At 62.4% G+C, this 21,280-nt stretch carries 22 protein-coding genes and 1 tRNA gene; 13 read left to right on the forward strand and 10 right to left on the reverse strand.

Going from position 1 to position 21,280, the window contains the following annotated elements; genetic code table 11:
- Window positions 1-3: 3 nt before the first annotated feature.
- A complete protein-coding gene (efeU, locus tag KSW38_RS11105; protein WP_216925006.1) occupies window positions 4-864 on the reverse strand; it encodes an iron uptake transporter permease EfeU in 861 nt (286 codons plus the stop codon).
- A 228-nt stretch (window positions 865-1,092) separates the two neighbouring features.
- Window positions 1,093-1,584 carry a YajQ family cyclic di-GMP-binding protein gene (locus tag KSW38_RS11110; protein ID WP_018776783.1) on the reverse strand — a complete coding sequence of 164 codons (492 nt, stop codon included), beginning with the start codon at window positions 1,582-1,584 and terminating at the stop codon, window positions 1,093-1,095.
- A 179-nt stretch (window positions 1,585-1,763) separates the two neighbouring features.
- On the opposite strand from KSW38_RS11110, the gene KSW38_RS11115 reads away from it, so the two are divergent.
- Together KSW38_RS11115 and KSW38_RS11120 are read left to right on the forward strand one after the other, a co-directional pair.
- Window positions 1,764-2,030, forward strand: a complete 267-nt coding sequence (locus KSW38_RS11115; protein WP_216925007.1) for a hypothetical protein — start codon at window positions 1,764-1,766, stop codon at window positions 2,028-2,030.
- 128 nt (window positions 2,031-2,158) lie between these two features.
- Window positions 2,159-2,240, forward strand: a tRNA-Tyr gene (locus KSW38_RS11120).
- Between the two features lie 156 nt (window positions 2,241-2,396).
- On the opposite strand, the gene KSW38_RS11125 is transcribed toward KSW38_RS11120, so the two are convergent.
- Both KSW38_RS11125 and KSW38_RS11130 read right to left on the reverse strand, forming a co-directional pair.
- Window positions 2,397-3,185 (reverse strand): potassium channel family protein, encoded by a 789-nt coding sequence (locus tag KSW38_RS11125; protein ID WP_216925008.1) that lies wholly within the window; start codon window positions 3,183-3,185, stop codon window positions 2,397-2,399.
- A 46-nt stretch (window positions 3,186-3,231) separates the two neighbouring features.
- A complete protein-coding gene (locus KSW38_RS11130; protein ID WP_216925009.1) occupies window positions 3,232-3,453 on the reverse strand; it encodes a hypothetical protein in 222 nt (73 codons plus the stop codon).
- A gap of 190 nt (window positions 3,454-3,643) precedes the next feature.
- On the opposite strand from KSW38_RS11130, the gene KSW38_RS11135 reads away from it, so the two are divergent.
- Window positions 3,644-4,189, forward strand: coding sequence for an acyl-CoA thioesterase (locus tag KSW38_RS11135; RefSeq protein ID WP_216925010.1), 546 nt, complete (start codon window positions 3,644-3,646; stop codon window positions 4,187-4,189).
- Between the two features lie 6 nt (window positions 4,190-4,195).
- On the opposite strand, the gene KSW38_RS11140 is transcribed toward KSW38_RS11135, so the two are convergent.
- The 3 genes from KSW38_RS11140 to KSW38_RS11150 are packed head-to-tail and all read right to left on the reverse strand — an operon-like array spanning window position 4,196 to window position 6,649.
- On the reverse strand, window positions 4,196-4,996 hold the full coding sequence (locus KSW38_RS11140; RefSeq protein ID WP_216925011.1) for an ABC transporter permease subunit: 801 nt from the start codon (window positions 4,994-4,996) through the stop codon (window positions 4,196-4,198).
- A complete protein-coding gene (locus KSW38_RS11145) occupies window positions 4,989-5,975 on the reverse strand; it encodes an ABC transporter ATP-binding protein (RefSeq protein WP_216925012.1) in 987 nt (328 codons plus the stop codon). Before KSW38_RS11145 ends, KSW38_RS11140 begins: the two co-directional genes overlap by 8 nt.
- A complete protein-coding gene (locus KSW38_RS11150) occupies window positions 5,972-6,649 on the reverse strand; it encodes a TetR/AcrR family transcriptional regulator (RefSeq protein ID WP_216925013.1) in 678 nt (225 codons plus the stop codon). The genes KSW38_RS11145 and KSW38_RS11150 overlap by 4 nt, the downstream gene beginning before the upstream one ends.
- Before the next feature lie 202 nt (window positions 6,650-6,851).
- Here KSW38_RS11150 and KSW38_RS11155 point away from each other — a divergent pair, with 202 nt between their 5' ends.
- Together KSW38_RS11155 and KSW38_RS11160 are read left to right on the forward strand one after the other, a co-directional pair.
- A complete protein-coding gene (locus KSW38_RS11155; RefSeq protein WP_216925014.1) occupies window positions 6,852-8,666 on the forward strand; it encodes an SGNH/GDSL hydrolase family protein in 1,815 nt (604 codons plus the stop codon).
- Window positions 8,667-8,747: 81 nt separating this feature from the next.
- Window positions 8,748-9,125: a thioredoxin family protein gene (locus KSW38_RS11160; RefSeq protein WP_216925015.1), complete on the forward strand. Its 378-nt coding sequence runs from the start codon at window positions 8,748-8,750 to the stop codon at window positions 9,123-9,125.
- 120 nt (window positions 9,126-9,245) lie between these two features.
- Here KSW38_RS11160 and KSW38_RS11165 read toward each other — a convergent pair whose 3' ends face one another.
- Window positions 9,246-9,524 (reverse strand): putative quinol monooxygenase, encoded by a 279-nt coding sequence (locus KSW38_RS11165; RefSeq protein ID WP_216925016.1) that lies wholly within the window; start codon window positions 9,522-9,524, stop codon window positions 9,246-9,248.
- Between the two features lie 83 nt (window positions 9,525-9,607).
- On the opposite strand from KSW38_RS11165, the gene KSW38_RS11170 reads away from it, so the two are divergent.
- A complete protein-coding gene (locus KSW38_RS11170) occupies window positions 9,608-11,284 on the forward strand; it encodes an AMP-binding protein (protein ID WP_216925017.1) in 1,677 nt (558 codons plus the stop codon).
- A gap of 132 nt (window positions 11,285-11,416) precedes the next feature.
- Window positions 11,417-12,322 carry an endonuclease domain-containing protein gene (locus tag KSW38_RS11175; RefSeq protein ID WP_216925018.1) on the forward strand — a complete coding sequence of 302 codons (906 nt, stop codon included), beginning with the start codon at window positions 11,417-11,419 and terminating at the stop codon, window positions 12,320-12,322.
- Window positions 12,323-12,397: 75 nt separating this feature from the next.
- Here KSW38_RS11175 and KSW38_RS11180 read toward each other — a convergent pair whose 3' ends face one another.
- Window positions 12,398-13,372 (reverse strand): DNA-3-methyladenine glycosylase family protein, encoded by a 975-nt coding sequence (locus KSW38_RS11180; RefSeq protein ID WP_216925019.1) that lies wholly within the window; start codon window positions 13,370-13,372, stop codon window positions 12,398-12,400.
- Between the two features lie 132 nt (window positions 13,373-13,504).
- On the opposite strand from KSW38_RS11180, the gene KSW38_RS11185 reads away from it, so the two are divergent.
- From KSW38_RS11185 to KSW38_RS11210, 6 genes are all read left to right on the forward strand, one after another.
- Window positions 13,505-13,897 (forward strand): VOC family protein, encoded by a 393-nt coding sequence (locus KSW38_RS11185; protein ID WP_216925020.1) that lies wholly within the window; start codon window positions 13,505-13,507, stop codon window positions 13,895-13,897.
- Between the two features lie 57 nt (window positions 13,898-13,954).
- Window positions 13,955-15,340 (forward strand): cystathionine beta-synthase, encoded by a 1,386-nt coding sequence (locus KSW38_RS11190; RefSeq protein WP_216925021.1) that lies wholly within the window; start codon window positions 13,955-13,957, stop codon window positions 15,338-15,340.
- 48 nt (window positions 15,341-15,388) lie between these two features.
- A complete protein-coding gene (locus KSW38_RS11195; RefSeq protein ID WP_216925022.1) occupies window positions 15,389-16,558 on the forward strand; it encodes a cystathionine gamma-synthase in 1,170 nt (389 codons plus the stop codon).
- A gap of 4 nt (window positions 16,559-16,562) precedes the next feature.
- Complete coding sequence (locus KSW38_RS11200; RefSeq protein WP_216925023.1) at window positions 16,563-17,852, forward strand: glycosyltransferase 87 family protein; 1,290 nt, start codon at window positions 16,563-16,565, stop codon at window positions 17,850-17,852.
- Between the two features lie 150 nt (window positions 17,853-18,002).
- Window positions 18,003-18,527 (forward strand): winged helix-turn-helix transcriptional regulator, encoded by a 525-nt coding sequence (locus KSW38_RS11205; protein WP_216925024.1) that lies wholly within the window; start codon window positions 18,003-18,005, stop codon window positions 18,525-18,527.
- The gene (locus tag KSW38_RS11210) at window positions 18,524-19,948 is read left to right on the forward strand and encodes an MFS transporter (RefSeq protein WP_216925025.1); all 1,425 of its coding nucleotides are present in this window, start codon (window positions 18,524-18,526) and stop codon (window positions 19,946-19,948) included. The genes KSW38_RS11205 and KSW38_RS11210 overlap by 4 nt, the downstream gene beginning before the upstream one ends.
- A 52-nt stretch (window positions 19,949-20,000) precedes the next feature.
- On the opposite strand, the gene KSW38_RS11215 is transcribed toward KSW38_RS11210, so the two are convergent.
- Entirely contained in the window at window positions 20,001-21,176 is a 1,176-nt protein-coding gene (locus KSW38_RS11215) for an acyl-CoA dehydrogenase family protein (RefSeq protein WP_216925026.1), read from the reverse strand.
- Window positions 21,177-21,280 lie beyond the last annotated feature (104 nt).

The following is a 21,280-nucleotide window of genomic DNA, read 5'->3' on the forward strand; positions in this document are numbered from 1 at the left end:
GTATTACTGCTGCAGGGCGACAGTCGCGTTCGGGGCCGACGTCTTCACTGCCGCCGCCGGAGGATGGGAACGGTTGGCCCGGACGTACAGGAACAGCACCGGGATGACATACAGCAGCCATGCTCCTGCTTCCAGCCAGGTGGTGGCCGGGGAGAAGTTCAGTGTGCCCTTCAGCAAGGTTCCGTACCAGGACGACGGCGGGACGGCGGCTGAGAGGTCGAAGGCCAGGCTATGCAGGCCCGGAAGGATGCCGGCTTCCTGGAGATCGTGGATGCCATAAGCAAGGACGCCTCCGGCAATGACGATGAGTCCCACTCCCGTCCAAGTGAAGAAGCGGCCCAGGTTGACCTTCAGGACGCCACGGTGGAGCAGGTATCCGAGTCCGGCAGCTGTCAGGAGGCCAAGTAGGGCACCGAGGAGGGGGAACGTCGTTTCGCCGGTGGCTTGCGCTGCCGCCCAAATGAAGAGTGCGGTTTCGAGTCCTTCGCGGCCCACGGCCAGTGCCGCAACCAGCACAAGGCCCCATGCGGCGCCGTCGGCTGCTTTGTCCACGTGGGACCTGAGGTCGCTTCCGAGGCTGCGGGCAGTGCGCGCCATCCAGAAGACCATCCAGGTCACGAGTCCCACGGCAACAATGGACAGCCCTCCGCCGATCGCTTCCTGGGCCTCAAAGGTGAGGCCCCGTGGTCCGAAAGTAAGAAGGGCGCCGAAAGCGAGGGAGATGGCGATGGCCAGCCCGACGCCGGCCCAGAGCCGGGGGAGCAGGGACTGCCGGCCGGTCTTGATGAGGTAGGCCATCAGGAGGACCACGATGAGCGAGGCCTCGAGGCCTTCACGCAGGCCTATCAGGAAGTTGGCGGTCATGTGCGTTTCTTTCACTCAGGGGAGCCATACTTAGGCTTGCCTAATGAAGAAGAATACTGCCATGGGGTGATTACGCAAAAAGTTTGTGCCCTAATATCCCCGGCCATTACGACAATCGATGTAGCCGGGCCACAAAAACCAGGGTACAGCGCCAAAAAACCGGGGCCCAGCGCCCTGAGTGGCGCCGGACCCCGGCTTTTATGACGCTGACGGTCCAGCGTCGGCAGCCTAGCTGCGGAAGTTCACGAACTGCAGGTCTGCCTCTTCGAACTTCTTGAGGATGTTCATGGTTTCCTGCAGGTCATCGCGGGACTTGGAGGTGACGCGAAGCTCGTCGCCCTGGATCTGGGACTTGACGGACTTGGGGGCTTCGTCGCGGATGATCTTGTTGATCTTCTTGGCGATGTCCTGTGCGATGCCCTCCTTGATGGTGCACTCCAGCCGGAATTCCTTGCCGGACGGGTAAGGCTCGCCCTGGTCCAGGGACTTCAGTGAGATGCCACGCTTGATGAGCTTGGACTGGAAGACGTCCAGGACGGCGAGGACACGATCCTCCGAGTTGGCCTTCATCAGGATCTTTTCGCCGCTGAAGTCAATCTCTGCGCCGACTCCCTTGAAGTCGTAGCGCTGGGCGATTTCCTTCTGGGACTGGTTGAGCGCGTTGGCGACCTCTTGCTTGTCTACCTTGCTGACGACGTCGAACGTTGATTCGCCTGCCATGACTCTCCTTAGGTTGGGGGCCCGGTAAGGGCGGTTTGTCTGCCATCCAGCCTAGTACGGAAGGAGCGGGATGGGGCCGTGGATAACTCTCACAGTTCGCTCACAGCACATGCTTGGTTGGAACCGAGGTGGATGTTTGAGAGTTGTACCAGTTGGAAGAGCCCACCCCGGAGGTAAGCATGAGCCACAAAGCCGTCCACTACGTCACGAAGTCCGCATCCGCGGCGGCTGGTTCGATCGGTACGGCGGCCGCAGCCGCGGCGAGTGCGGTGGCAGCGGTGACCGTGGCGGCGTCGATCGTCCTGAGTCCGGTGCCGGATGCGGCTTCGCGTATGGACGGGGTGCATGCGGATTTGCAGCGGGCTGTGGAGCTTAACCAAATCACGGCTGAGCAAGCTGAAAAGTTTGAAGCGAAACTGGCTGGCCGGATCCTCGGAGAAGCCTGAAATACAGGCCATTCGGGTGTGTCTGCCCTCGATTAGATTCTTGGCCGGAAGTTCTGTAAGGTTGTCTCTGCCTTCGGTTACCGGATCGAAAAGAAACGGTCTCCGGAAGTGATCTTCTTTTGAAGTTCGGCAGATTACCCGAGCGGCCAAAGGGGGCTGACTGTAAATCAGCTGGCAACGCCTACGGGGGTTCGAATCCCTCATCTGCCACCCAACGGGAAATCCCCGGAACCAACAGGTTCCGGGGATTTTTCGCGTTCGAGCTACGCGCGTCCGAAGTGCAGGGGCCAGGGAATCCGCCGCTCCCGCTCTTGTTCGCTGAACTCACCGTTGTGCGGAGGGGACTTTGAACGACTCCGGGACTTCTCAGCTGGCCGTTGACTCCGTGCCAGGGTCACGCCCAGCAACCGCGCTCTCCCGAAGCTCGGCGATTTCCCGCCGTAGGGCAGCGATTTCAGCAACAAGGTCTGCCAACTCGGCGCGGACCGGTTCTTCGGCGGCTGCTGCTTTGGTTTCCGCGGCGGCCGCCACGTCTTCTGCGTTTTCCTCGATTCGTTGCACCAGCCACGAGGCAATGGAGGCCGTCACGATACCCAGGACGGCAATCCCGCTCATCATGAGCGCTGCCGCCACGATCCTGCCGATGGGGGTGACGGGGTAGAGGTCTCCGTAGCCAACTGTGGTGATGGTGGTGATGGCCCACCATGCAGCGTCGCCGAAGGTCAGGATCTTGGCGTCCGGGGCATTCTGTTCCACATCAAGCACTGCCAAGGCGCCGATAAGCACCAACATGGCGGCCGAGCCGGCAACATATGTGGCTACGCGTCCGCGCAGGGTTTCTCCCACGGTGCGCTGCAATACGGACAGGAGTGTGACTAGCCGAAGGAGCCGGAGTGGCCGGAAGAAGGGGAGCACCACGATGAGGAGCTCATGCAGGTTCCAGACGAACCATCGCCTTCGATCCTCGGCCAGCCAAAGGTTGGCGAAGTAGTCCAGCGCGAAGATCCCCCAGGTAATCCAGAGGATTATTTCGAAGGGAAGGCCGGCCGCGCCGTCTAGCCGTCCTATGACCTGCCAGGCATATGCCGCGAGGAAAATCAGTGCGGTCGCCATCAGGGGCCATTCGACGAGGTCCCGGTATCGCGCTTGAGTCATACGGGAATCCTAGCCACAGCAGCAACGTACGCCACTGAAAAACGGATCAGACGTTGGGCGTCTCCAGCCAGTATCCGTCCATGTGGTGAACCAGTTGCCGGCCCAAACCGCCCTTGAGCTGAACCCAGAGTGTGCTGCGGTCATCGGTCATGCCATCGATGGTTCCTTCGATGCGGTTGCCCCGGGCGTCCCGGAGCACGACGTCCTGGTGCCGGGCGAGCTCGGGCCAGACGTCGGCGTGCGGCTTCGCGGTTTGCAGTGTGCTCAAAGGGATCTCCCTGGGTGTGAGTCGGTGTTTCCGGGTTTCAGATATTGTGCACGGGATGGATGAACTGGCGGTAAACGTTTGTGCAATCGTTGGACATAAAGCCCCAGATGTACTATCGCGGCGCCTGCAGCATGTCCACTATGCGGTCCGCCTATTCCCTCGGAAGTTACTCGCAAGTAACATTGCTCGCATGCATTTGCTTCTTCGCACCCTCATGCTGCTGTTCACTTCATCCAAGCGTTCACCCTTGGGTGCTTGGGAAGCGTCCTCGCTGCCCCTGCGGGTTCTGCCGACGGACATCGACATCGCGATGCATGTGAACAACGGTATGTATTTCTCCTTGATGGACCTTGGCCGTTTCGACCTCATGGTTCGGAGCGGTATCTGGAAAAAGATGCGCAGACGCGGTTGGAGCCCCGTTGCAGCCGGAGAGACCATCGCTTTCCGCAAATCATTGCAACTCTGGCAGCGCTACACCATCGAAACGCGCATCATCGGACTGGACACCAAAGCCATCTACTTTGAGCAGCGCATGGTGGTGGACGGCGAGATTTACGCACGCGCGCACATCGCAACCCGCTTGGTAAGCAAGGGGAAGCCAGTGACGCAGGAGGAGATCATTGCTGAGTTCGGCGCGCCACCGGCTGATCTGGAATTACCGGAGTGGATCCATGAGTGGCGGGAAAACAATGCGCTCCCAGGAGCACGCCGGCCAGCTCCGCATCTGTGGGCCTAGGGGAGCTCAAACACCTACGTCCCGCCGCTGAAGCGCAACCGCGCCCAGGGCGATAAGCGCCGCGGAGATACCAAGTAAGCCTGCAGCCGCTCCCCAATCAGCGCCGTTCGTTACCGGTGAATTGCCGTACGCCCAGTGGTACGGCGAAAGGTTCAGCAGCCAGTCGACGTCGGGGCTTTGCCTCCCAACAGCGTTGAAGACATAGCCGAGGACGGCGACGGCCGCACCAGCAGCAATTGCATAGACCTTCCGCCCCGTCAGCGCACCCACGCACAGCGCCGCTGTTCCACTTAGCAGTGCCAAAGCGGCAAACAGCACTACCGCACCGAAGAGGTGCCCGACGTCGATGTCCAGTTTCGAGGGCCTGTTCAGCACCAGCACCAGCAGGAAGACCAAGGCCGAGAGGATCCCGACGCGCACCACGAGTGCCAGGGCTCGTTCAAGGACCACCTGGATTCGGGTGACACTATGGGCAAGGGTCAATTCCAGCAGCCCTGACTCTTCGTCCCCGCCCACTGCAGCCGCGCCCCAGCCTACGGATGCCATGGACATCAGCAGGAAACCGATCAGGCCGAACATGGTGGCCTGTGTATAACCAGGTCCGGTGGCTATCTGGTCATAGTTCAGGGCTTTGGTCATCTCTTGTGGGAGTGCGTCGATCATTTGCTGCATTTGCGCGCTGCCCCCGATGGACGGATAAAGGGGCAGGTACAGCATGATCGCGCCCGTCAGTCCCAAGGCCCACGCGAGGGTGGACCGCCACGAGTCTGTCAAGGCTTTGGTGAAGAGGGGGAGGAACCTAGGCATGGTGCGCTCCTTCCGTGTGGCTCACGGATTTGTGTCCATTTCCGTTCCCCACATAGTGCCCCGTGTAGAGAGTCAACACGGCCTCCTCCAAATCCGGTTCCTCCAGGACGAGGTCTTTGAGGTTCAGCCGAGCCAGCTCCTGCACCAGTGGCTGGACCTGACCGGAAAGTGTCGCCGTTGCTTCGACGGCGGCTTCCGCTGCGCCGTCGCCGGGAAGCTCCCGCAGCACAACGTTGGCGACGCCAGGCACTCGCGCCAGCAGCGCGCCGACGTCGTTCGCGTCCGCGCCGGCCGCGTTGAACCGCAACTGCCGTACAGCCGCGTTCCTCAAGGCCTCAACAGTGGAGATTGTCACGATGCCGCCATCGCGGAGGATAGCTACGGCATCGGCGGCCTGCTGGACCTCGCTCAGGACGTGTGAGCTGAGGAAGACCGTTGCGCCGCCGTCCACGACTTCGCGGACCAGTGCATGGAACTCCTGTTGGACCAGGGGATCCAGGCCGCTGGTTGGTTCATCGAGCACCAGGAGCTCGGGGCGGTGCATGAATGCCTGCAGGAGGCCGAGCTTCTGCTTGTTCCCCTTGGAGAGCTTGCGGGTCTGCCGGTCCAAATCCAAATCCAGGCGCTCTGCCAACTCGTTGACATACTTGGGCTCTACCGGGCCACTGATAGCGGCGAAGTGTTCAAGCATGCGCCGGCCCGTGGTTCGGTTCTCCAAGTGAAGTTCGCCCGGGAGATAACCGATCCTTCGGCGCAGCCCGGTTCCGGCGCGGCGTGGATCCTGCCCCAACACTGAAATGGTTCCCGCGCTTGGCCGGATGATATCCAGCAGGCAGCGCATGGTGGTGGTTTTGCCCGCTCCATTCGGTCCAATAACGCCGAAGACCGTTCCCGGTTCAACGGCGAAATCGAGTCCGTGGAGGACCTCGCGCTGGCCGAACTTCTTGCGCAACCCTTCGACGACGATTGCCTGGGTCACGGGGCATGCTCCCTTCCTTGGTTGTTGGTGTCTTGTTGCAGGGCGTCGCGGGCCGCATCCAGGAATCGCGAATCCGCATAGAAGCCGTTGGTGTAGATGTCCAGCGCGGGGACGGTCAGTTGCCGCAGCAGTTCCGGTCCTATGCCGTGCGGTTCTATTACGTCCGCTCCCAGCGCCCGTGAGAGGTGCCTGCCGAGCATGAGCATGGAGAGGCTGTTTGAGGCGACGACGACGGCGGTGGACCGGACGTCGTCGAATTCGCGGATGGTGCCGGCGGCGATCCCGGCCTCGATAACGTCCTGCGTCTGGCGCACAACGGCGTCGAAGAATGCGTCGCCAGCCTCGGATTCGTCCCCCAGGGAGCGCCGAATGTAGGCGATCTCATCGGCGTACTGGTCCGGATGGTTGAGGTAGTCCTGGATCAATTGACGTGTAGTGGCGGGGTCGGTTTTCTCCTTGCCCTGGCTGGCGGTCTGCGCAAGGACATGCTGGTCGCATGCTTCGCGCAGACCTGCCTTGCTGCCGAAATGGTGGATCACCAAGCCGGGGCTGACCCCCGCCGCAGAGGCGACCGCCCGGACGGTGGCAGGGCCGAAACCATCGCGGCCGAACAGCCCGATTGCGGCATCGCGAATGCGCGCCCGGGTGGTTAAATCCTCTGCGGTTAAACGCATGTTTCATACACTAAACACTTGTTCAATCGCGATCAAGAGGCCGCGAACATAACGATGTGACACCGAACGTTGAGTCGTCGCTGCATGAAGTCCCGGCGTCGAAGATACTGGCTTCACTGTCTTCGTGGGGGAGCAGTGACGGGGCCCATGGGTCTGAAGATGCAGGGGTAGATAAGTGGGTTGTGCAGGGTCGGCTTCGTCCTTGAAGAAAAGCAAAATCGCCGGATCAGTGGCGGCGCTGCTGTTGGTCCTTGGCCAGCTCGGAACCTCGGTACCGGTGCAAGCCGTGCCGTCGGCGAGCATCCAGCTTGAGACTTCCACCCCTCCCGTTACGGGTGCCATCGGGCAGCTTTACAGCACGAGCACCTGGGCGCGAAGCGTGCTGATCCGGCCCACGGCAGCTGAGGAATGCTCCAGCACCGGCTGCGTGCAACGGTTCCTCGGTGGCGATATCGCTTGGTCGGCCCGCACGGGAGCGCGGGTGGTGGTCAATGGACCAGTCCGCAACGCATGGTGGGAAGCCGATGGCCCCGCGGGCTATCACGGCTATCCCACAACAGACACAGTCAGCGGCCTGCGTAACGGTGGTTCCAAGCAACTCTTCGAACGAGGAGCGATCAGCTACTCGGCAGCCACTGGAGCCCAACGCACAACAGGGTCCATCCACTTGGCGTGGGGGAGAGCGGGTTTTGAGACTGGTTTCCTCGGGTACCCGGCTGGCAGCGAACGCACAGGACTGCCCGACGGCGGTGCCTCCCAACTGTTCGAGCACGGCTTTATCGTGTGGTCCCCTGCAACTGGGGCCCATCCCTCCATGGGCGCCATACGTGAGCGCTGGCGCCAATCGGGACTGGAAAGCGGCGAATTTGGCTATCCCACGTCGGATGAAGCTACCGGCCTGCGCAACGGTGGCTCCGCACAGCAGTACCAGCACGGCACCATCATCTGGTCCTCTGCCACCGCTGCGCACGCCCTGACGGGAGCTATCCGGAGCTACTGGTCCGCGACTGGAGGCCAGAACGGTGCCTTGGGGTATCCGGTCAGCGAGGAATACCGGCAAAACGACTTCGTCTACCAACTTTTCCAAGGCGGCACGGTCTATTGGTCGGCGGCAACGGGTGCGCATTCAACCACCTATGGCGACGTCCACAACCGCTACGTTTCCCTAGGTGGAGCTGCCGGACAATTGGGCTTGCCCCTCACGGACAAACTGCCTCGTGCCGGGGGACTGGTGCAGCAGTTCGTCAACGGCTGGCTTGTGTGGGGGCCAGCCACGGGAGCACGGATCGTAGGGCACCCGACGTACAAAGTGTGGTCCATCAATCCGGGCGAGTTCGGCTGGCCGGTCCGCGATACCTGGTCCGATGCCAGGGGCTCACACGTCGCCTTCCAAAAGTTGGAAACCATCTGGAACGATTCCACGCAGGAGTTGTATTCAGCCGAAGCAGTGGACGCCTCCACAGTGGTCTTCCTTGGCGACTCGCAGCTGGACCTTGACTCATGGGGCGAACAGGGTGCCCGAGCCGCTGGCTATACCCGCCAGGTGGTCCGGAGCATCGGTGGGATCGGATACGTTTCGGGGAGCCCCGCGGTCGGTGGCAATTCAGCGACGGATGCCGTACTCCTGGATCGGATCCTTTTGCCCCAAGGGAGCCCAGGGCTGGTGGTGGTCACACTTGGCGGAAACGACGCCCGGATTTTTGCCACCGATGCCGCGATCCTGTCCCAAGCCAACCGGCTGTGGGATGAACTGCGCCGCAAATATCCCCGCAGCACGATCCTTGTCACCGGGGTTCTCTCCCGCTATGACGCCAGCCATTTCCAACGTCGATGGGTGGACGGGCTCTTGACCCGCGAAGCCGCTGTCCGTGGCTGGCCCCGTATCTCGATGGCCGGCACAGCAACTATCGCCGGGGCCACCTGGAACTATCTGGATGATGTGCACATGAACCAAACCGGACACAACAAGGTGGCTCCGCTCTACGCGTCCGCGCTCAAGTACGTTCTGGGCAAGTAGCCGTTTATTCCCGGTGACGCGGGAAGCGAACAACGCCCCTCTCCACGGGACTTAGCGAGCGGGGTCGCGTACCGTGGAAACATGGCTACAGTTGACATCACTGGAGAACAGTTCGCATCGACCATCGAAGGCAATGACATTGTCCTGGTGGATTTCTGGGCTGCCTGGTGCGCCCCATGCCGCCAGTTTGCGCCCACTTATGGGGCAGCTTCTGAGAAGCACCCGGACGTGGTCTTCGCGAAAGTGGACACCGAGGCTGAGCAGCAGCTCGCCGCCGAAGCCGGGATTACGTCTATCCCGACGCTCATGGCATTCCGTGAGAAAGTGCTTGTCTTCTCGCAGCCGGGTGCCCTCAACGGCCCGCAGCTGGAGCAGGTCATTGAGGCCGTGAAGGGCTTGGACATGGAAGAAGTCCACGCCCATGTCGCCAAGGCACGTGCCGAGGCCCAGGAAGGCTAGTACCAACCCGGCGAAATCGCCGGAAGCACATCGAGGCCGCCGGAGAGTTCCGGCGGCCTCGATGTTTAAAGGCGTTCCCGCAGTTTTGCAGCGGTTTCGCTGAGCTGGTGCTGGGAGAGATTAGAGCCGTTCGAGCTTGACCGGCTCGGCAAGCAGGGCGCTGAGGGACTCGTTCAGGTCCTGGACGGCAATGCCCTTGGAGTGCTTCTCCAAGGCCTCCTCAGACTCCCAGCGCTCTGTGAGCACCAGCTTCTCCTCAGTGGCTTCGGTCAGTTCATAACGGATGCAGCCGGGCTCGTTGACGACCTCGTCGATCGCGATTTCCAAGGCGAGCTTCACGCGGAAGAATTCGCCGTCGTTGGGGATGAACGTGGCCTGCAGGTCGATGGGTGCACTCATGGATCCAACCCTACCGGGAGGACACGGAGCGGAATGTCCACTTTACGGTTCTGTTGCGCGGACGGTCTTGGTAGCGTTCGGTCATGTTGTCCTACACCGTCGGAGACACTGACGTCCCGCTGCTAGAAGAGACCATCGGTGCCAATTTTGAACGAATCGCAGCGCAGTTTCCGCTCAGGGACGCCCTGATCGAAGCAGCTGCCACACCCGGCGGGGACGCCCGTCGGTGGAGCTACGAAAAGCTTAACGACGACGTCGATCACCTCGCCCGCGCGCTCCTCGCCCAAGGCGTGGAGAAAGGCGAGCGCATCGGCATCTGGAGCCCGAACTGTGCCGAGTGGACCATCCTGCAGTACGCCACGGCAAAGATCGGGGCCGTGCTCGTCAACGTCAACCCGGCTTATCGCAGACACGAACTGGAGTTCGTGGTCAAGCAGAACGGCATGCGGATGCTCGTGGCTGCGCCCTCAGATAAGAACAGCGATTACGTGGGCATGGCCAGGGAGACTGCCGGTACGTGCCCCGAACTCAAGGAGATCGTCTTCCTCCCCGGGGACCCGGTTGCGGGCCTCTCGGCGGGTGTCCCCGAGGCCGGCCACGAGCTGACGTACGCCGAGCTCCTGACCCGGGCGGACGGCGTCGGGCCTTCTGCATTACGGGACCGCATGGCTGAACTGGGTCCGCACGATCCCATCAACCTTCAATACACTTCGGGCACCACGGGCTTCCCGAAAGGTGCAACCCTCACGCACCACAACATCCTCAACAACGGCCATTCGATCGGCCGCCTCCTGGGATATACGGAACATGACCGCGTGGTGATTCCGGTCCCGTTCTACCACTGCTTCGGAATGGTGATCGGGAACCTGAATGCCCTGAGCTTCGGGGCGGCAACCATCATCCCAAGCAGGGGATTCAACCCATCCGCGGCGTTGGAAGCCGTGCAGGACTTTGGCGGCACATCGCTTTATGGCGTGCCCACCATGTTCATTGCCGAGCTCGCGCTGCCCGACTTCGCCACGTTCGATCTCTCTACGCTCAGGACGGGCGTCATGGCGGGGTCGCTGTGCCCCATGGAGGTGATGCGCCGGGTCATCGATGAGATGCACATGGTGGACGTGGCCATTTGCTACGGCATGACCGAGACTTCGCCGGTATCCACGATGACCCGGGCGGGGGACACTTTGGAACATCGGACCAGCACGGTTGGCAGGACCATGCCGCACCTTGAGAGCCGGATCGTGGATCCGGGTACGGGTGAAGTGGTGGAGCGCGGTGTCATCGGCGAGCTGTGCACGCGCGGCTACGCGGTGATGCAGGGTTACTGGGGCCAGCCGGACAAGACGTCCGAGGCCATTGACCCTGAAGGCTGGATGCACACGGGCGACCTCGCCAGAATGGACGAGGACGGGTATCTGGTGATCGAAGGCCGGATTAAGGACATGGTGATCCGTGGCGGCGAGAACATTTATCCCCGGGAGATCGAGGAATTCCTGTATCTGCATCCGTCCATCCAGGACGTGCAGGTAATCGGTGTTCCGGACGCCAAATACGGGGAGGAGCTCATGGCCTGCATCATCCTCAAACCGAGGGCGGAAACCCTGACCGCCGAGGACATCGCCGAGTACTGCAGGGGCAAGCTGGCGCATTACAAGATTCCGCGATACGTGGATGTCCGCGAGAGCTTCCCGATGACCGTCTCGGGCAAGGTCCGGAAGGTAGACATGCGCCAGGAAGCCGTGTCCCGCCTTCACCTCTAAATGCAACGCGGGGTCACTTACGGCCCATGTTGACGACGTTTATGGGCCGTAAGTGACTCCGCGTTGCTGTCATCGGTATCCGGGCTGTGGATAACCCCGTGCTGACAGTTCCAAGCCGACACACTGGAATGCATGGTCCGTATCAACCCTCTGCCCGACGAACTCCAGTACCGTGCCTTCACGACGTACGAGTCCCGGGAGCTCGGTATCCCAGCTAAAAGGCTCAGGGCAAAGGACCTTTCCGACGGCGGTCGGCTGATTCATCTGCCAACGGGACGTGAGATTGAACTGCTGGAACGCGCGCGGGTTCTGGCCGCCGCAACACCCGGCGCCTGGGTTTCGCACGAGACTGCTTCCCTCTTGACCGGACTGGGGCTTCCCCCTTGGATGGGCGGGGGAGACGCCATCCACCTCAGCAAACCGCATACCCTCCCGAGGGTCCGCCGTGCCGGGGTGACGGGGCATAGAGTGCGCGTCCACCCCGGTGAAGTCATGGATTTCGAGGGAATACCGGTTGCAGTTCGTCCTCGCACCTGGCTGGACTTGGCCAAGGACCTGCCGCTGAACTATGTCATTGCGATGGGCGACCAGCTAATCCGTCGCCCTCGACCAACCTTCGAATCACGGTCCGAACCCTATGCTTACCCCTCTGGTCTTCGACTGTTGATTCGGCAGCACCCCAACCTCCAAGGGGTGGAGAAGGCCCGCCTGGCGCTGGACGAAATGAGGGTGGGCGCGGACTCGTATCCAGAAACATTCCTTCGTCTGGCCATGCGGGATGCCGGCCTTCCCGAACCTGAACTACAACTGCAGTTGGACCTGCTGGATCCGATATCACCAAGGGCCGACCTCGGGTACCGGCGGTTTCGAATCGCAGTGCAGTACGACGGCGCCCATCACCTGACACGTGAACAGCAGTCCCGGGACAACCGGCGCGACGAGGCATTCCTCAGAGCGGGGTGGTCTTACTTCAAAGTCAATGCAGACGACCTTGCCGAAGGCTTCGCCGGGGTGATCTCCAGGATCAAGAGGGTATGACACAACGCGGGGTCGCTTACGGCCCAAAGTGAGGGCAAACATGGGCCCTAAGTGACCCCGCGTTGCTTTAAAAGGTCAGTGGGCGCGGTGGTCCTGGATGGTCATCCGTGGGCCGAAGGTTGGCTTCCGGAAGCCGCTCAGGTAAAGCATGCGGACCAGCCGCTGCCTCTGTCCCCGCCAAGGTTCCAGCAGTTCCAGCATGCCGGCGTCGTCAATTTTCCGTCCCAGCAGCGCATAGCCCACGAACGACGCCAGATGGTAGTCGCCCACGGAAATCGAATCCGGGCAGCCGTGCGTACGTTGGACCACTTCCGCGGCAGTCCAGACGCCGATGCCGGGAATGGTCTGCAGTTTGGCTCCGGCCCGGGACGGGTCCAGCCCAGCCAAGCGTTCAAGCGCGACGGCGGATTGCAGCGCCCGCATCACTGTCGCCGAGCGTTGTGGCCCGACTCCCGCCTTGTGCCATTCCCAGGACGGAATGGCCAGCCATTGCCGCGCGGTGGGAGGCACGAGGAGCCCTGGAGGAGCCACACTGCCGGGGGCTTTGGTTCCGAAGCGGTACATCAAGTACCGGTAGCCACGCCGTGCCTCCAAGGTGGTGACCTTTTGCTCCAGAATGGTGGGCACCAGCGAGTCAACCAGCCGCCCGGTGGAGGGTAGACGCAGGGCCAGGTTCCGGCGTCGTGCTTCCGTAACCAGGCGCGGCAGGGTTGCATGGAAGCCGGGTTCGTCGAAAGCGGACCAGTCATCGTCGGCGCCGAGTAGCCGGGGAACGCTGGAAATGGCCTCCTCCGCACCGGGCCCCCACGCCTGGGCGTCCACGAAAGTATCCTCGCCCAGTCCACCCGCAGAGAGCCGCAGGGTGACAGCGCCTGAAGGAGTGGTGAAGGACATCCAGAAACCGGTGGGATGGGCCGCGAAAGAGGGGTCGGCGTTGCCCCGCATCAGGGGAAACATGGTTTGGTCGAGCCTGTAGGAGGCGCCGGGGTGCCATCGGATGGAAGCGTCTGCCGCGGCCGCAACAAGGGGCGGGGCGTCTGCGATGGTCATGTTTTCATGGTCCCACGGCTGGCTGACAATTCACTCCTGTGAGCCTCTTACGGCGGCTGCTTCACGGGTCTAGACTCCCTGATGTGGCGCGGGTGGGCCGCGTCCGAACCCCAAATTCCAGGAGCGCGAACCATGGCCGGAATAGTGCATTTCGAGATTCCCACGGATGACAACGAGAGGGCCAACACTTTTTACCAAAGTGCTTTTGGCTGGAATCTCAGCCCTATGCAGGAAATGGATTACACGATCGCCATCACTACTCCGTCCGATGAAGAGACCGGCAGGCCCAGCGAACCCGGAGCCATCAATGGTGCGCTGTTTCCACGCACGGACAGCCTGAAAAATCCCATCCTCACCATCGATGTGGACGATGTGGATGCTGCCCTCGGCCAAGTGGAATCCGCCGGTGGCTCCATCGTCCAGGGTAGGGACGCCGTCCCCGGGATGGGCTGGTACGCCTACTTCAAGGACACCGAGGGCAACATCCTGGGCCTCTGGCAAACCGACTCCTCCGCCGGGAAGTGATGCTCCGCAAGTGAGGCACGGCGGGGCAGGCTATGGGCAGGCGGTAACTTTGTACCTATGAAGTACGCCCAGTCCGTGTTGGAACTCATTGGCAACACGCCGCTTATCAAGCTCAACCACGTAACGGACGGGATCAAAGCCACCGTCCTGGTCAAGCTCGAGTACGTCAATCCCGGTGGATCCATCAAGGACCGCATCGCTGTGAAGATGATCGAAGAAGCGGAAAAGGACGGGCGGCTGCAGCCGGGCGGGACCATTGTTGAACCGACGTCGGGCAACACCGGAGTCGGCTTGGCGCTTGTAGCCCAGCAGAAGGGCTACAAGTGCGTTTTCGTGGTTCCGGACAAGGTGGGCGAGGACAAGCGGGCGGTCTTGGCCGCGTACGGGGCGGAGGTCGTGGTGACGCCCACGGCTGTTGCCCCCGACAGCCCGCAAAGCTACTACGGCGTCTCAGATCGCCTGGTCAAGGAAATTCCCGGTGCCTTCAAGCCGGACCAGTTCTCCAATCCAGCAGCCCCGGACAGCCACTTCGAGTCAACAGGACCGGAGATCTGGCGCGACACTGACGGCAAGGTGACGCACGTCGTCATCGGCGCCGGAACGGGCGGCACCATCACGGGCACGGGCCGCTTCCTCAAGGAAGTATCGGCAGACAGGCCCGGGTCCGACGGCGGCCGGGTCAAGGTGATCGGCGCGGACCCGGAAGGTTCTGTGTACTCAGGCGGTTCGGGACGCCCCTATTTCGTGGAGGGCGTTGGCGAGGACATGTGGCCCGCCAACTACGACAAGACCGTGCCGGACCAGGTCATTGCAGTATCCGACGCTGATTCATTCGCCATGACCCGCCGCCTTGCACGCGAAGAGGGCCTCCTGGTGGGCGGCTCCTCCGGCATGGCCGTGGTCGCTGCCCTGGAGGCGGCCAAGGACCTGGACGAGTCGGCCGTCGTCGTGGTGATCCTCCCCGATTCGGGCCGCGGCTACCTTGCCAAGATCTTCAACGATCAGTGGATGCGCTCCTACGGCTTCCTCTCCGGCGGCGAAGAGTCATCCGTGGGCGAGGTGCTGAAGTCCAAGACAGGCGAGATGCCGGACCTGGTCCACATCCACCCGAACGAGAGTGTCCGCGACGTCATCAACATCATGAATGAGTTCGGCGTCTCACACATCCCGGTCCTCTCGCAGGAACCGCCGGTGGTCATGGGCGAGGTCCTCGGCGCAGTCGATGAACGCAGCCTCACCACCAAGCTGTTCCGTGGCGAAGCCAAACTCACGGACAAGATTGCCGAACACATGGGGGAGCGCCTGCCCGTTATTGGATCCCTGGAGACCATCTCCGCGGCACGCGAGCTCTTGTCCGACGTCGATACTGTCATGGTCACGTTCGTTGGGGCCCCGGTGGGCATCCTGACGCGCCACGACCTTCTGGCCTACCTGAGCAACTGAGCGCCACGCGCCCACTTCCAACCGTTGAACACTGAAAGAGGAGCTTCCATGTCCGTTAACAACAACGCCGGGTTCAACACGAGGGCCGTCCACGCGGGCCAGGCCTTCGAACCCCGGACCGGCGCTGTGGTGCCCCCTCTGCACTTCAGCTCAACCTACGCCCAGGACGGGATCGGCGGCCTGCGTTCGGGCTACGAGTACGGCCGTGGCGGCAACCCCACGCGTGACGCCCTGCAGGAACAGCTGGCAGCCCTTGAGGGAGGTTACGCCGCATTCTCGTTCGGCTCTGGCCTTGCTGCCGAGGACTCGCTGATCCGCGCTGCGGCCCGCCCCGGGGACCACATCGTCCTGGGCAACGACGCCTACGGTGGAACGTACCGCCTCATCGACCGGGTGCTTGGCGACTGGGGCATTGGCAACACTCCTGTTGACATGTCCGATCTCGACGCTGTGGCACGTGCTGTAGCAGCGAACAAGACGCGCATGGTGTGGGTGGAAACCCCGTCCAACCCCTTGATGAAGATCACCGATATTGCGGCGCTCGCCGCCGTAGCGCACGACGCCGGTGCCCTCCTGGTGGTCGACAACACCTTCGCGTCTCCCTACTTGCAGACCCCGCTGGACCTGGGCGCCGACGTCGTGATCCATTCCACCACCAAGTACATCGGTGGCCACTCGGACGTGGTGGGCGGTGCGATCGTGGTCAACGATCCCGAACTCGCCGAGAAGATCGGCTTCATCCAGTTTGCCGTTGGTGCCGTTTCGGGACCGATGGATGCTTTCCTCACCACGCGGGGCCTGAAGACCCTGGGCGTGCGCATGGACCGGCACAGCGAGAACGGGCAGGCTGTAGCTGAATGGTTGCTGCAGCGTCCCGAAGTTGAAGCTGTGCTGTACCCGGGCCTCCCGGACCACCCCGGCCACGAACTCGCTGCCAAGCAGATGAAGAAGTTCGGCGGCATGGTCTCTGTCCAGTTCAAGGGCGGCGAGGCCGCAGCCCGTACAGTTGCCGAATCCACCTCGATTTTCACCCTGGCCGAATCGCTGGGCGGAATCGAATCGCTCATGAACTACCCCTCGGAGATGACGCACGCATCCGTCAAGGGGACCGAACTGGCCGTCCCCGTGAACCTCTTGCGCCTGTCCTGCGGCATCGAGGAGTCCGAAGATCTGATCGCGGACCTTGAGCAGGCCTTCGCCAAGATCAGCAACGGCTGACACTGTGGCTTCTTCTTCACCCACGGTTGTTTCGGCTGCCCAGCGCGGCTGGATCCTGACCGTCGCAGGCGTTCTGACCCTCGCCGTCGCCGTTTGGTTCCTCTACACGGACTACAAGCCGTTCCTGAACGACTTCGAGGTCTATTTCTACGGCGGCGGCAAGGTTCTCCAAGGCGGGGACCTTTATGCCGTGCGCGACGGCCTTCCGTTTACCTACCCGCCGTTCGCGGCCCTGCTCTTTGCCGGCCTGGCAGCAATGGGTTTCTTCGCCAGCAGCATGGTCTTCATCATCGCCGCCCTGGCAGGTGCCGCAGTGGTGGCTGCTTGGTTGGCACGCCACTACTTCGGCCTGAAGACGTGGCGTTCAGCTTTCGCCGACTATCGCTTCAGGACCACGGCTTTGGTGGGAACGGGAGCGATCCTGCTTCTGGGCCCATGGCGGGATACGTTCGTTTTCGGCCAGATCAACATCATCCTGATGGGCGTGATCCTTGCCGAGTTCGCGCTCTACGGTAAGGTGCGGGCGGGCCTCATCCGCTGGCCCGCGGGGCTGTTGATCGGCCTGGCCGCTGGCGTGAAGCTCACGCCGCTGGCGTTCGGACTGTATTTCCTGGTCCGCCGGGACTTCAAGGCCCTCGGGTGGATGGCCGCTGGGTTCTTCGGATCCATCGCCATCGCGTGGGCCATCTTGCCGCAAGCATCCCTGGCATTCTGGACCCAGATCCTCCCCGATACCGGGCGCATCGGTGGTCCGGCCTACGTGGACAACCTGTCCGTCAAGGGGCTGCTCCTGCACTTCGGCATGCCGGATTCCTCTCTCACCAGCTTGGTGTGGATGGTTCTTTCGCTGGGACTCGCGGTCCTCGCGGCCTTGGTCATCAAATGGGCCGTGGATGTGGAAGAGAACTTCATCGCGGTCTCGGCCACAGCCATCCTGATGCTCCTGATCAGTCCTGTCTCCTGGTCCCACCACTGGGTGTGGGTGGCAGTGGCCCTGCCGAGCATGGCCTTCGCGATGCATCGGGTGCCGTCCCGCAGCGGGCGCATGCGAACAGCAGGGTGGATCATCGTGGCCTGTTCCACGGTTGCCTTCTATATGACGCCAAAGAACCTTGCCGTCTGGGCCGGTGCTGCCGAATGGGGCAAGGACCCCCAGACGCAATGGCAGCTGATGGTGTCAAGCCTGGGTGTGGTGTGCGGAATCGCGCTGCTGGTGTACTGGGCCTTGGCTTACCGGCCTTCGCGCACGGGCCTCGTTCCCGCAGGTATGCGCGCGGGGCACGTGGCTTCCTGACTTCCTTTGCCGCGTTTTTCAGCGCAAATCAACCCAAATAGGGTGCTTCCGAGGATTTTGAACTGCAAAGACGGTCAGGAAGCAGCGGCGCTCACCAGGGCAACTGCAGCGAGCATAGCTTTCTTTAGAAAAGTCATGTACTTTGTCCACATGCCTTTACGATCCGACTGGTCCGCCCGGACGTGCAGCCTGGCCCGCGGACTCGATGTCCTGGGCGATCCATGGGGAAGCCTGGTCCTGCGCGAGATCTTCTTCGGGAACGGGCGCTTCGACGCCATCAAGCAGCGCCTGGAAGTGGCGGACAACGTACTCAGCAAACGGCTCGGATGGCTCCTCGAGGCCGGTCTGCTGGCACAACGTCCCTACCAGGATGGTGCCCGGACCCGCCAGGAATACGTACTCACCCCCAAGGGCGAGGACGCTCTCCCGGTCCTCAACGCCATCATCATTTGGGCCGAGAAGCACCTGAACGCACCTAACGAGGTGTCCCACATGCGCGTCATTCATACTGACTGCGGACAAGTCACGGCCTCAGCAGACACCTGCACCCACTGTGGGGTCCAGCTGACGGCAGCCAATACAAGCTGGCATAGTTTCACCCGCAGCGACCATCCGCTGCCACTGGCCGTCGCTCCCGCTTTAACAACTTCCCCTGAAACGGAGATCTCCGCATGACCGCTCCCGATGTCACAGGAACTCCGACAAGCGATGAAAAAGTCCCAACCAGCAAGCAACCCCGCAAGCAACCCCAACCCCGCAAGCAATCCAGTCGCAGGCTTCACCCGGCCTGGATCGTGGCCGCCGTAGCTTTCCTTGCCCTGGTTGGGGCGGCCGGCTTCAGGGCCGCGCCCGGAGTACTGATGGTCCCGCTGCAACAGGAATTCGGCTGGTCCACCACAGTGTTGTCCCTTGCGGTAAGCATCAACCTTGTCCTGTTCGGGCTGACGGCCCCCTTCGCCGCTGCCCTCATGGAACGCTTCGGCATACGCAAAGTCACCTCGCTCGCGCTTTGCCTGATTGGTCTGGGCTCAGCGCTAACTGTCTTCGTGAACCAGTCTTGGCAGATCCTGCTCACCTGGGGCGTGCTTATTGGCCTGGGAACGGGATCAATGGCCCTCGTCTTCGCAGCCACCATCGCCAACACCTGGTTCGCCAAGAGTCGTGGCTTGGTCATTGGCATCCTGACCGCCGGCAGCGCCGCTGGCCAGCTCGTCTTTCTACCCTTCATCGCTGCCCTGGCCCAAAACCCGGGCTGGCGGGGCGCGTCGCTGCTCATCGCCGCCGGGGCGCTCGCTGTAGTACCCCTGGTCCTGCGCTGGCTGCGGAACTCACCAGCCGACGTCGGGGTGTTGCCATACGGTGCGGAAGCACCTGACGCCAATCCCTCAGGTTCAAAGACCACGACGCCGGGCGTTGCAGTTGCGTCGCCACCGTCGGGTTCCGCGTCAGTCAAGCCGGATTCGGCGAACGCGGCCGTCCGGGCGTTGCAGGTCCTCAAACGTGCCAGCAAAGTCCGTACGTTCTGGGCGTTGGCGGCGGGTTTCGCCATTTGCGGCGCGACGACCAACGGGCTCATTGGAACGCATTTCATTCCCTCAGCGCACGATCACGGCATGCCGGAAACAACAGCGGCGGGCTTGCTGGCCGTCGTCGGGATCTTCGACATCGTGGGGACCATCGCCTCCGGGTGGCTGACAGACCGCTTCAACCCCAAGGTCCTGTTGGCGGTGTACTACCAGTTCCGGGGGATCGGGCTGTTGGTCCTGCCTCTGTTGTTGGGCTCATCCGTGGAACCCAGCATGATCATCTTCGTCGTGGTCTACGGCTTGGACTGGGTAGCTACGGTGCCTCCGACGGCAGCCATCTGCCGCTCGGTGTTCGGCGCCGATGGCTCCGTGGTGTTCGGCTGGGTGTTTGCGGCCCATCAGCTCGGTGCAGCCGCTGCCGCACTGGCCGCCGGTTTTATCCGCGATGCCACCGGCCACTACAACTACGCCTGGCTGGGTGCAGCCGCGATGTGCACGGTAGCTGCGGTGATCAGCGCAACCATCCGCAAGGATGCAGCAAAGAAGCAACCCAAACCGGTTTCCGCCTGACCCGGGCCTGACCCAGCCGGCAGCGCCAGCCCAATCCAAGCCCAACCCAGCCTCAGCCCCGGAACGCGGCAACCCCTGTGATGTGCTGCCCAAGGATCAGGGTGTGAACCTCGTCAGTGCCCTCATACGTGCGCACTGATTCGAGGTTGTTGGCATGCCGCAGCGGCGAATAGTCCAGTGTGACTCCGTTGCCGCCCAGGATGGTGCGGGCCTCCCGCGCGATTTTGATGGCCTCCCGGACGTTGTTGAGCTTGCCTACGGAGATCTGCTGGGGCTGAAGGTGTCCGGCGTCCTTCAGGCGGCCAAGGTGAAGGGCAAGCATGGTGCCCTTTTGGATCTCGAGGAGCATGTTCACCAGCTTCTCCTGCGTCAGTTGGTATCCAGCGAGTGGTCGCCCGAACTGGAGCCGGCTGCCGGCGTATTCCAGAGCGGCCTCATAGGAGTCGCGGGCTGCGCCCATGGCTCCCCACGCAATGCCGTACCGGGCCTCGTTCAGGCAGGAGAACGGTCCACGAAGGCCGATGGCACCCGGGAGGATTGCGTCCGGACCCAGCCTTACGGCGTCGAACTTTATGTCGCATTGGATTGATGCGCGCAGGGAGAGTTTCGGTTCGATCGGCGTGGCCGTTACACCCGGTGTGCCGGCAGGTACCAGGAAGCCGCGGATGCCGTCGTCTGTTTGGGCCCACACCACCATGACGTCGGCAATTGAGGCGAGTCCGATCCAGCGCTTGGCGCCGTTGAGGACCCAGCCGTCGGAGGTCTCTCGGGCGAACGTGGCCATCGATGACGGGTCCGAACCGGCCGTCGGCTCCGTCAACGCAAAGCAACCGATCAGTTCGCCGGCCGCCATCCGTGGCAGCCACTGTTCTTTCTGCTCCTCCGAGCCCCATTTGTGAATGGCTGTCATAGCGAGCGAGCCCTGCACCGAGACGAAGGTGCGGATGCCGGAATCGCCGGCCTCCAGTTCCATGGCTGCCAGGCCATATTCGACGGCGGTGCGTCCGGGACAGCCGTAACCTTCCAGATGCATTCCCAGGACGCCGAGCTCACCCAACTCCGGCACGATCTCCTGCGGGAAGACTGCGTCCTCATACCAGCGTGCGATGTTCGGCCGGATCCGCTGGGTTGTGTAGTCCCGGACCTTTTCGCGGAGAGCCAGTTCCTCGCTGGTCAACAGGGAATCGAGGGCCAGCACATCCGAGGTGTTCGTCGTTGAATCGCTCATTCCAGCATCCTAAGTGGCTGGATGCCCTCATGAAGCGGACGCCCCGCGCCGCTCTGCCGGGTCGGGCCGCCGCCGGGCGTTTAATCCGGGCGTTTAAGTAGTAT

The sequence above is a fragment of the Paenarthrobacter aromaticivorans genome (assembly GCF_019038615.1).
GTDB lineage: Bacteria > Actinomycetota > Actinomycetes > Actinomycetales > Micrococcaceae > Arthrobacter > Arthrobacter aromaticivorans.

Bases quoted from the DNA above. Each gene is read 5' to 3' on its own strand.
- KSW38_RS11160 (WP_216925015.1), top strand. From the start codon at position 8,748: ATGGCTACAGTTGACATCACTGGAGAACAGTTCGCATCGACCATCGAA.
- KSW38_RS11190 (WP_216925021.1), top strand. From the start codon at position 13,955: ATGAAGTACGCCCAGTCCGTGTTGGAACTCATTGGCAACACGCCGCTT.
- KSW38_RS11210 (WP_216925025.1), top strand. From the start codon at position 18,524: ATGACCGCTCCCGATGTCACAGGAACTCCGACAAGCGATGAAAAAGTC.
- KSW38_RS11110 (WP_018776783.1), bottom strand. From the start codon at position 1,584: ATGGCAGGCGAATCAACGTTCGACGTCGTCAGCAAGGTAGACAAGCAA.
- KSW38_RS11195 (WP_216925022.1), top strand. From the start codon at position 15,389: ATGTCCGTTAACAACAACGCCGGGTTCAACACGAGGGCCGTCCACGCG.
- KSW38_RS11170 (WP_216925017.1), top strand. From the start codon at position 9,608: ATGTTGTCCTACACCGTCGGAGACACTGACGTCCCGCTGCTAGAAGAG.
- KSW38_RS11215 (WP_216925026.1), bottom strand. From the start codon at position 21,176: ATGAGCGATTCAACGACGAACACCTCGGATGTGCTGGCCCTCGATTCC.
- KSW38_RS11125 (WP_216925008.1), bottom strand. From the start codon at position 3,185: ATGACTCAAGCGCGATACCGGGACCTCGTCGAATGGCCCCTGATGGCG.
- KSW38_RS11205 (WP_216925024.1), top strand. From the start codon at position 18,003: ATGCCTTTACGATCCGACTGGTCCGCCCGGACGTGCAGCCTGGCCCGC.
- KSW38_RS11185 (WP_216925020.1), top strand. From the start codon at position 13,505: ATGGCCGGAATAGTGCATTTCGAGATTCCCACGGATGACAACGAGAGG.
- KSW38_RS11135 (WP_216925010.1), top strand. From the start codon at position 3,644: ATGCATTTGCTTCTTCGCACCCTCATGCTGCTGTTCACTTCATCCAAG.
- KSW38_RS11150 (WP_216925013.1), bottom strand. From the start codon at position 6,649: ATGCGTTTAACCGCAGAGGATTTAACCACCCGGGCGCGCATTCGCGAT.
- efeU (WP_216925006.1), bottom strand. From the start codon at position 864: ATGACCGCCAACTTCCTGATAGGCCTGCGTGAAGGCCTCGAGGCCTCG.
- KSW38_RS11175 (WP_216925018.1), top strand. From the start codon at position 11,417: ATGGTCCGTATCAACCCTCTGCCCGACGAACTCCAGTACCGTGCCTTC.
- KSW38_RS11115 (WP_216925007.1), top strand. From the start codon at position 1,764: ATGAGCCACAAAGCCGTCCACTACGTCACGAAGTCCGCATCCGCGGCG.
- KSW38_RS11180 (WP_216925019.1), bottom strand. From the start codon at position 13,372: ATGACCATCGCAGACGCCCCGCCCCTTGTTGCGGCCGCGGCAGACGCT.
- KSW38_RS11140 (WP_216925011.1), bottom strand. From the start codon at position 4,996: ATGCCTAGGTTCCTCCCCCTCTTCACCAAAGCCTTGACAGACTCGTGG.
- KSW38_RS11165 (WP_216925016.1), bottom strand. From the start codon at position 9,524: ATGAGTGCACCCATCGACCTGCAGGCCACGTTCATCCCCAACGACGGC.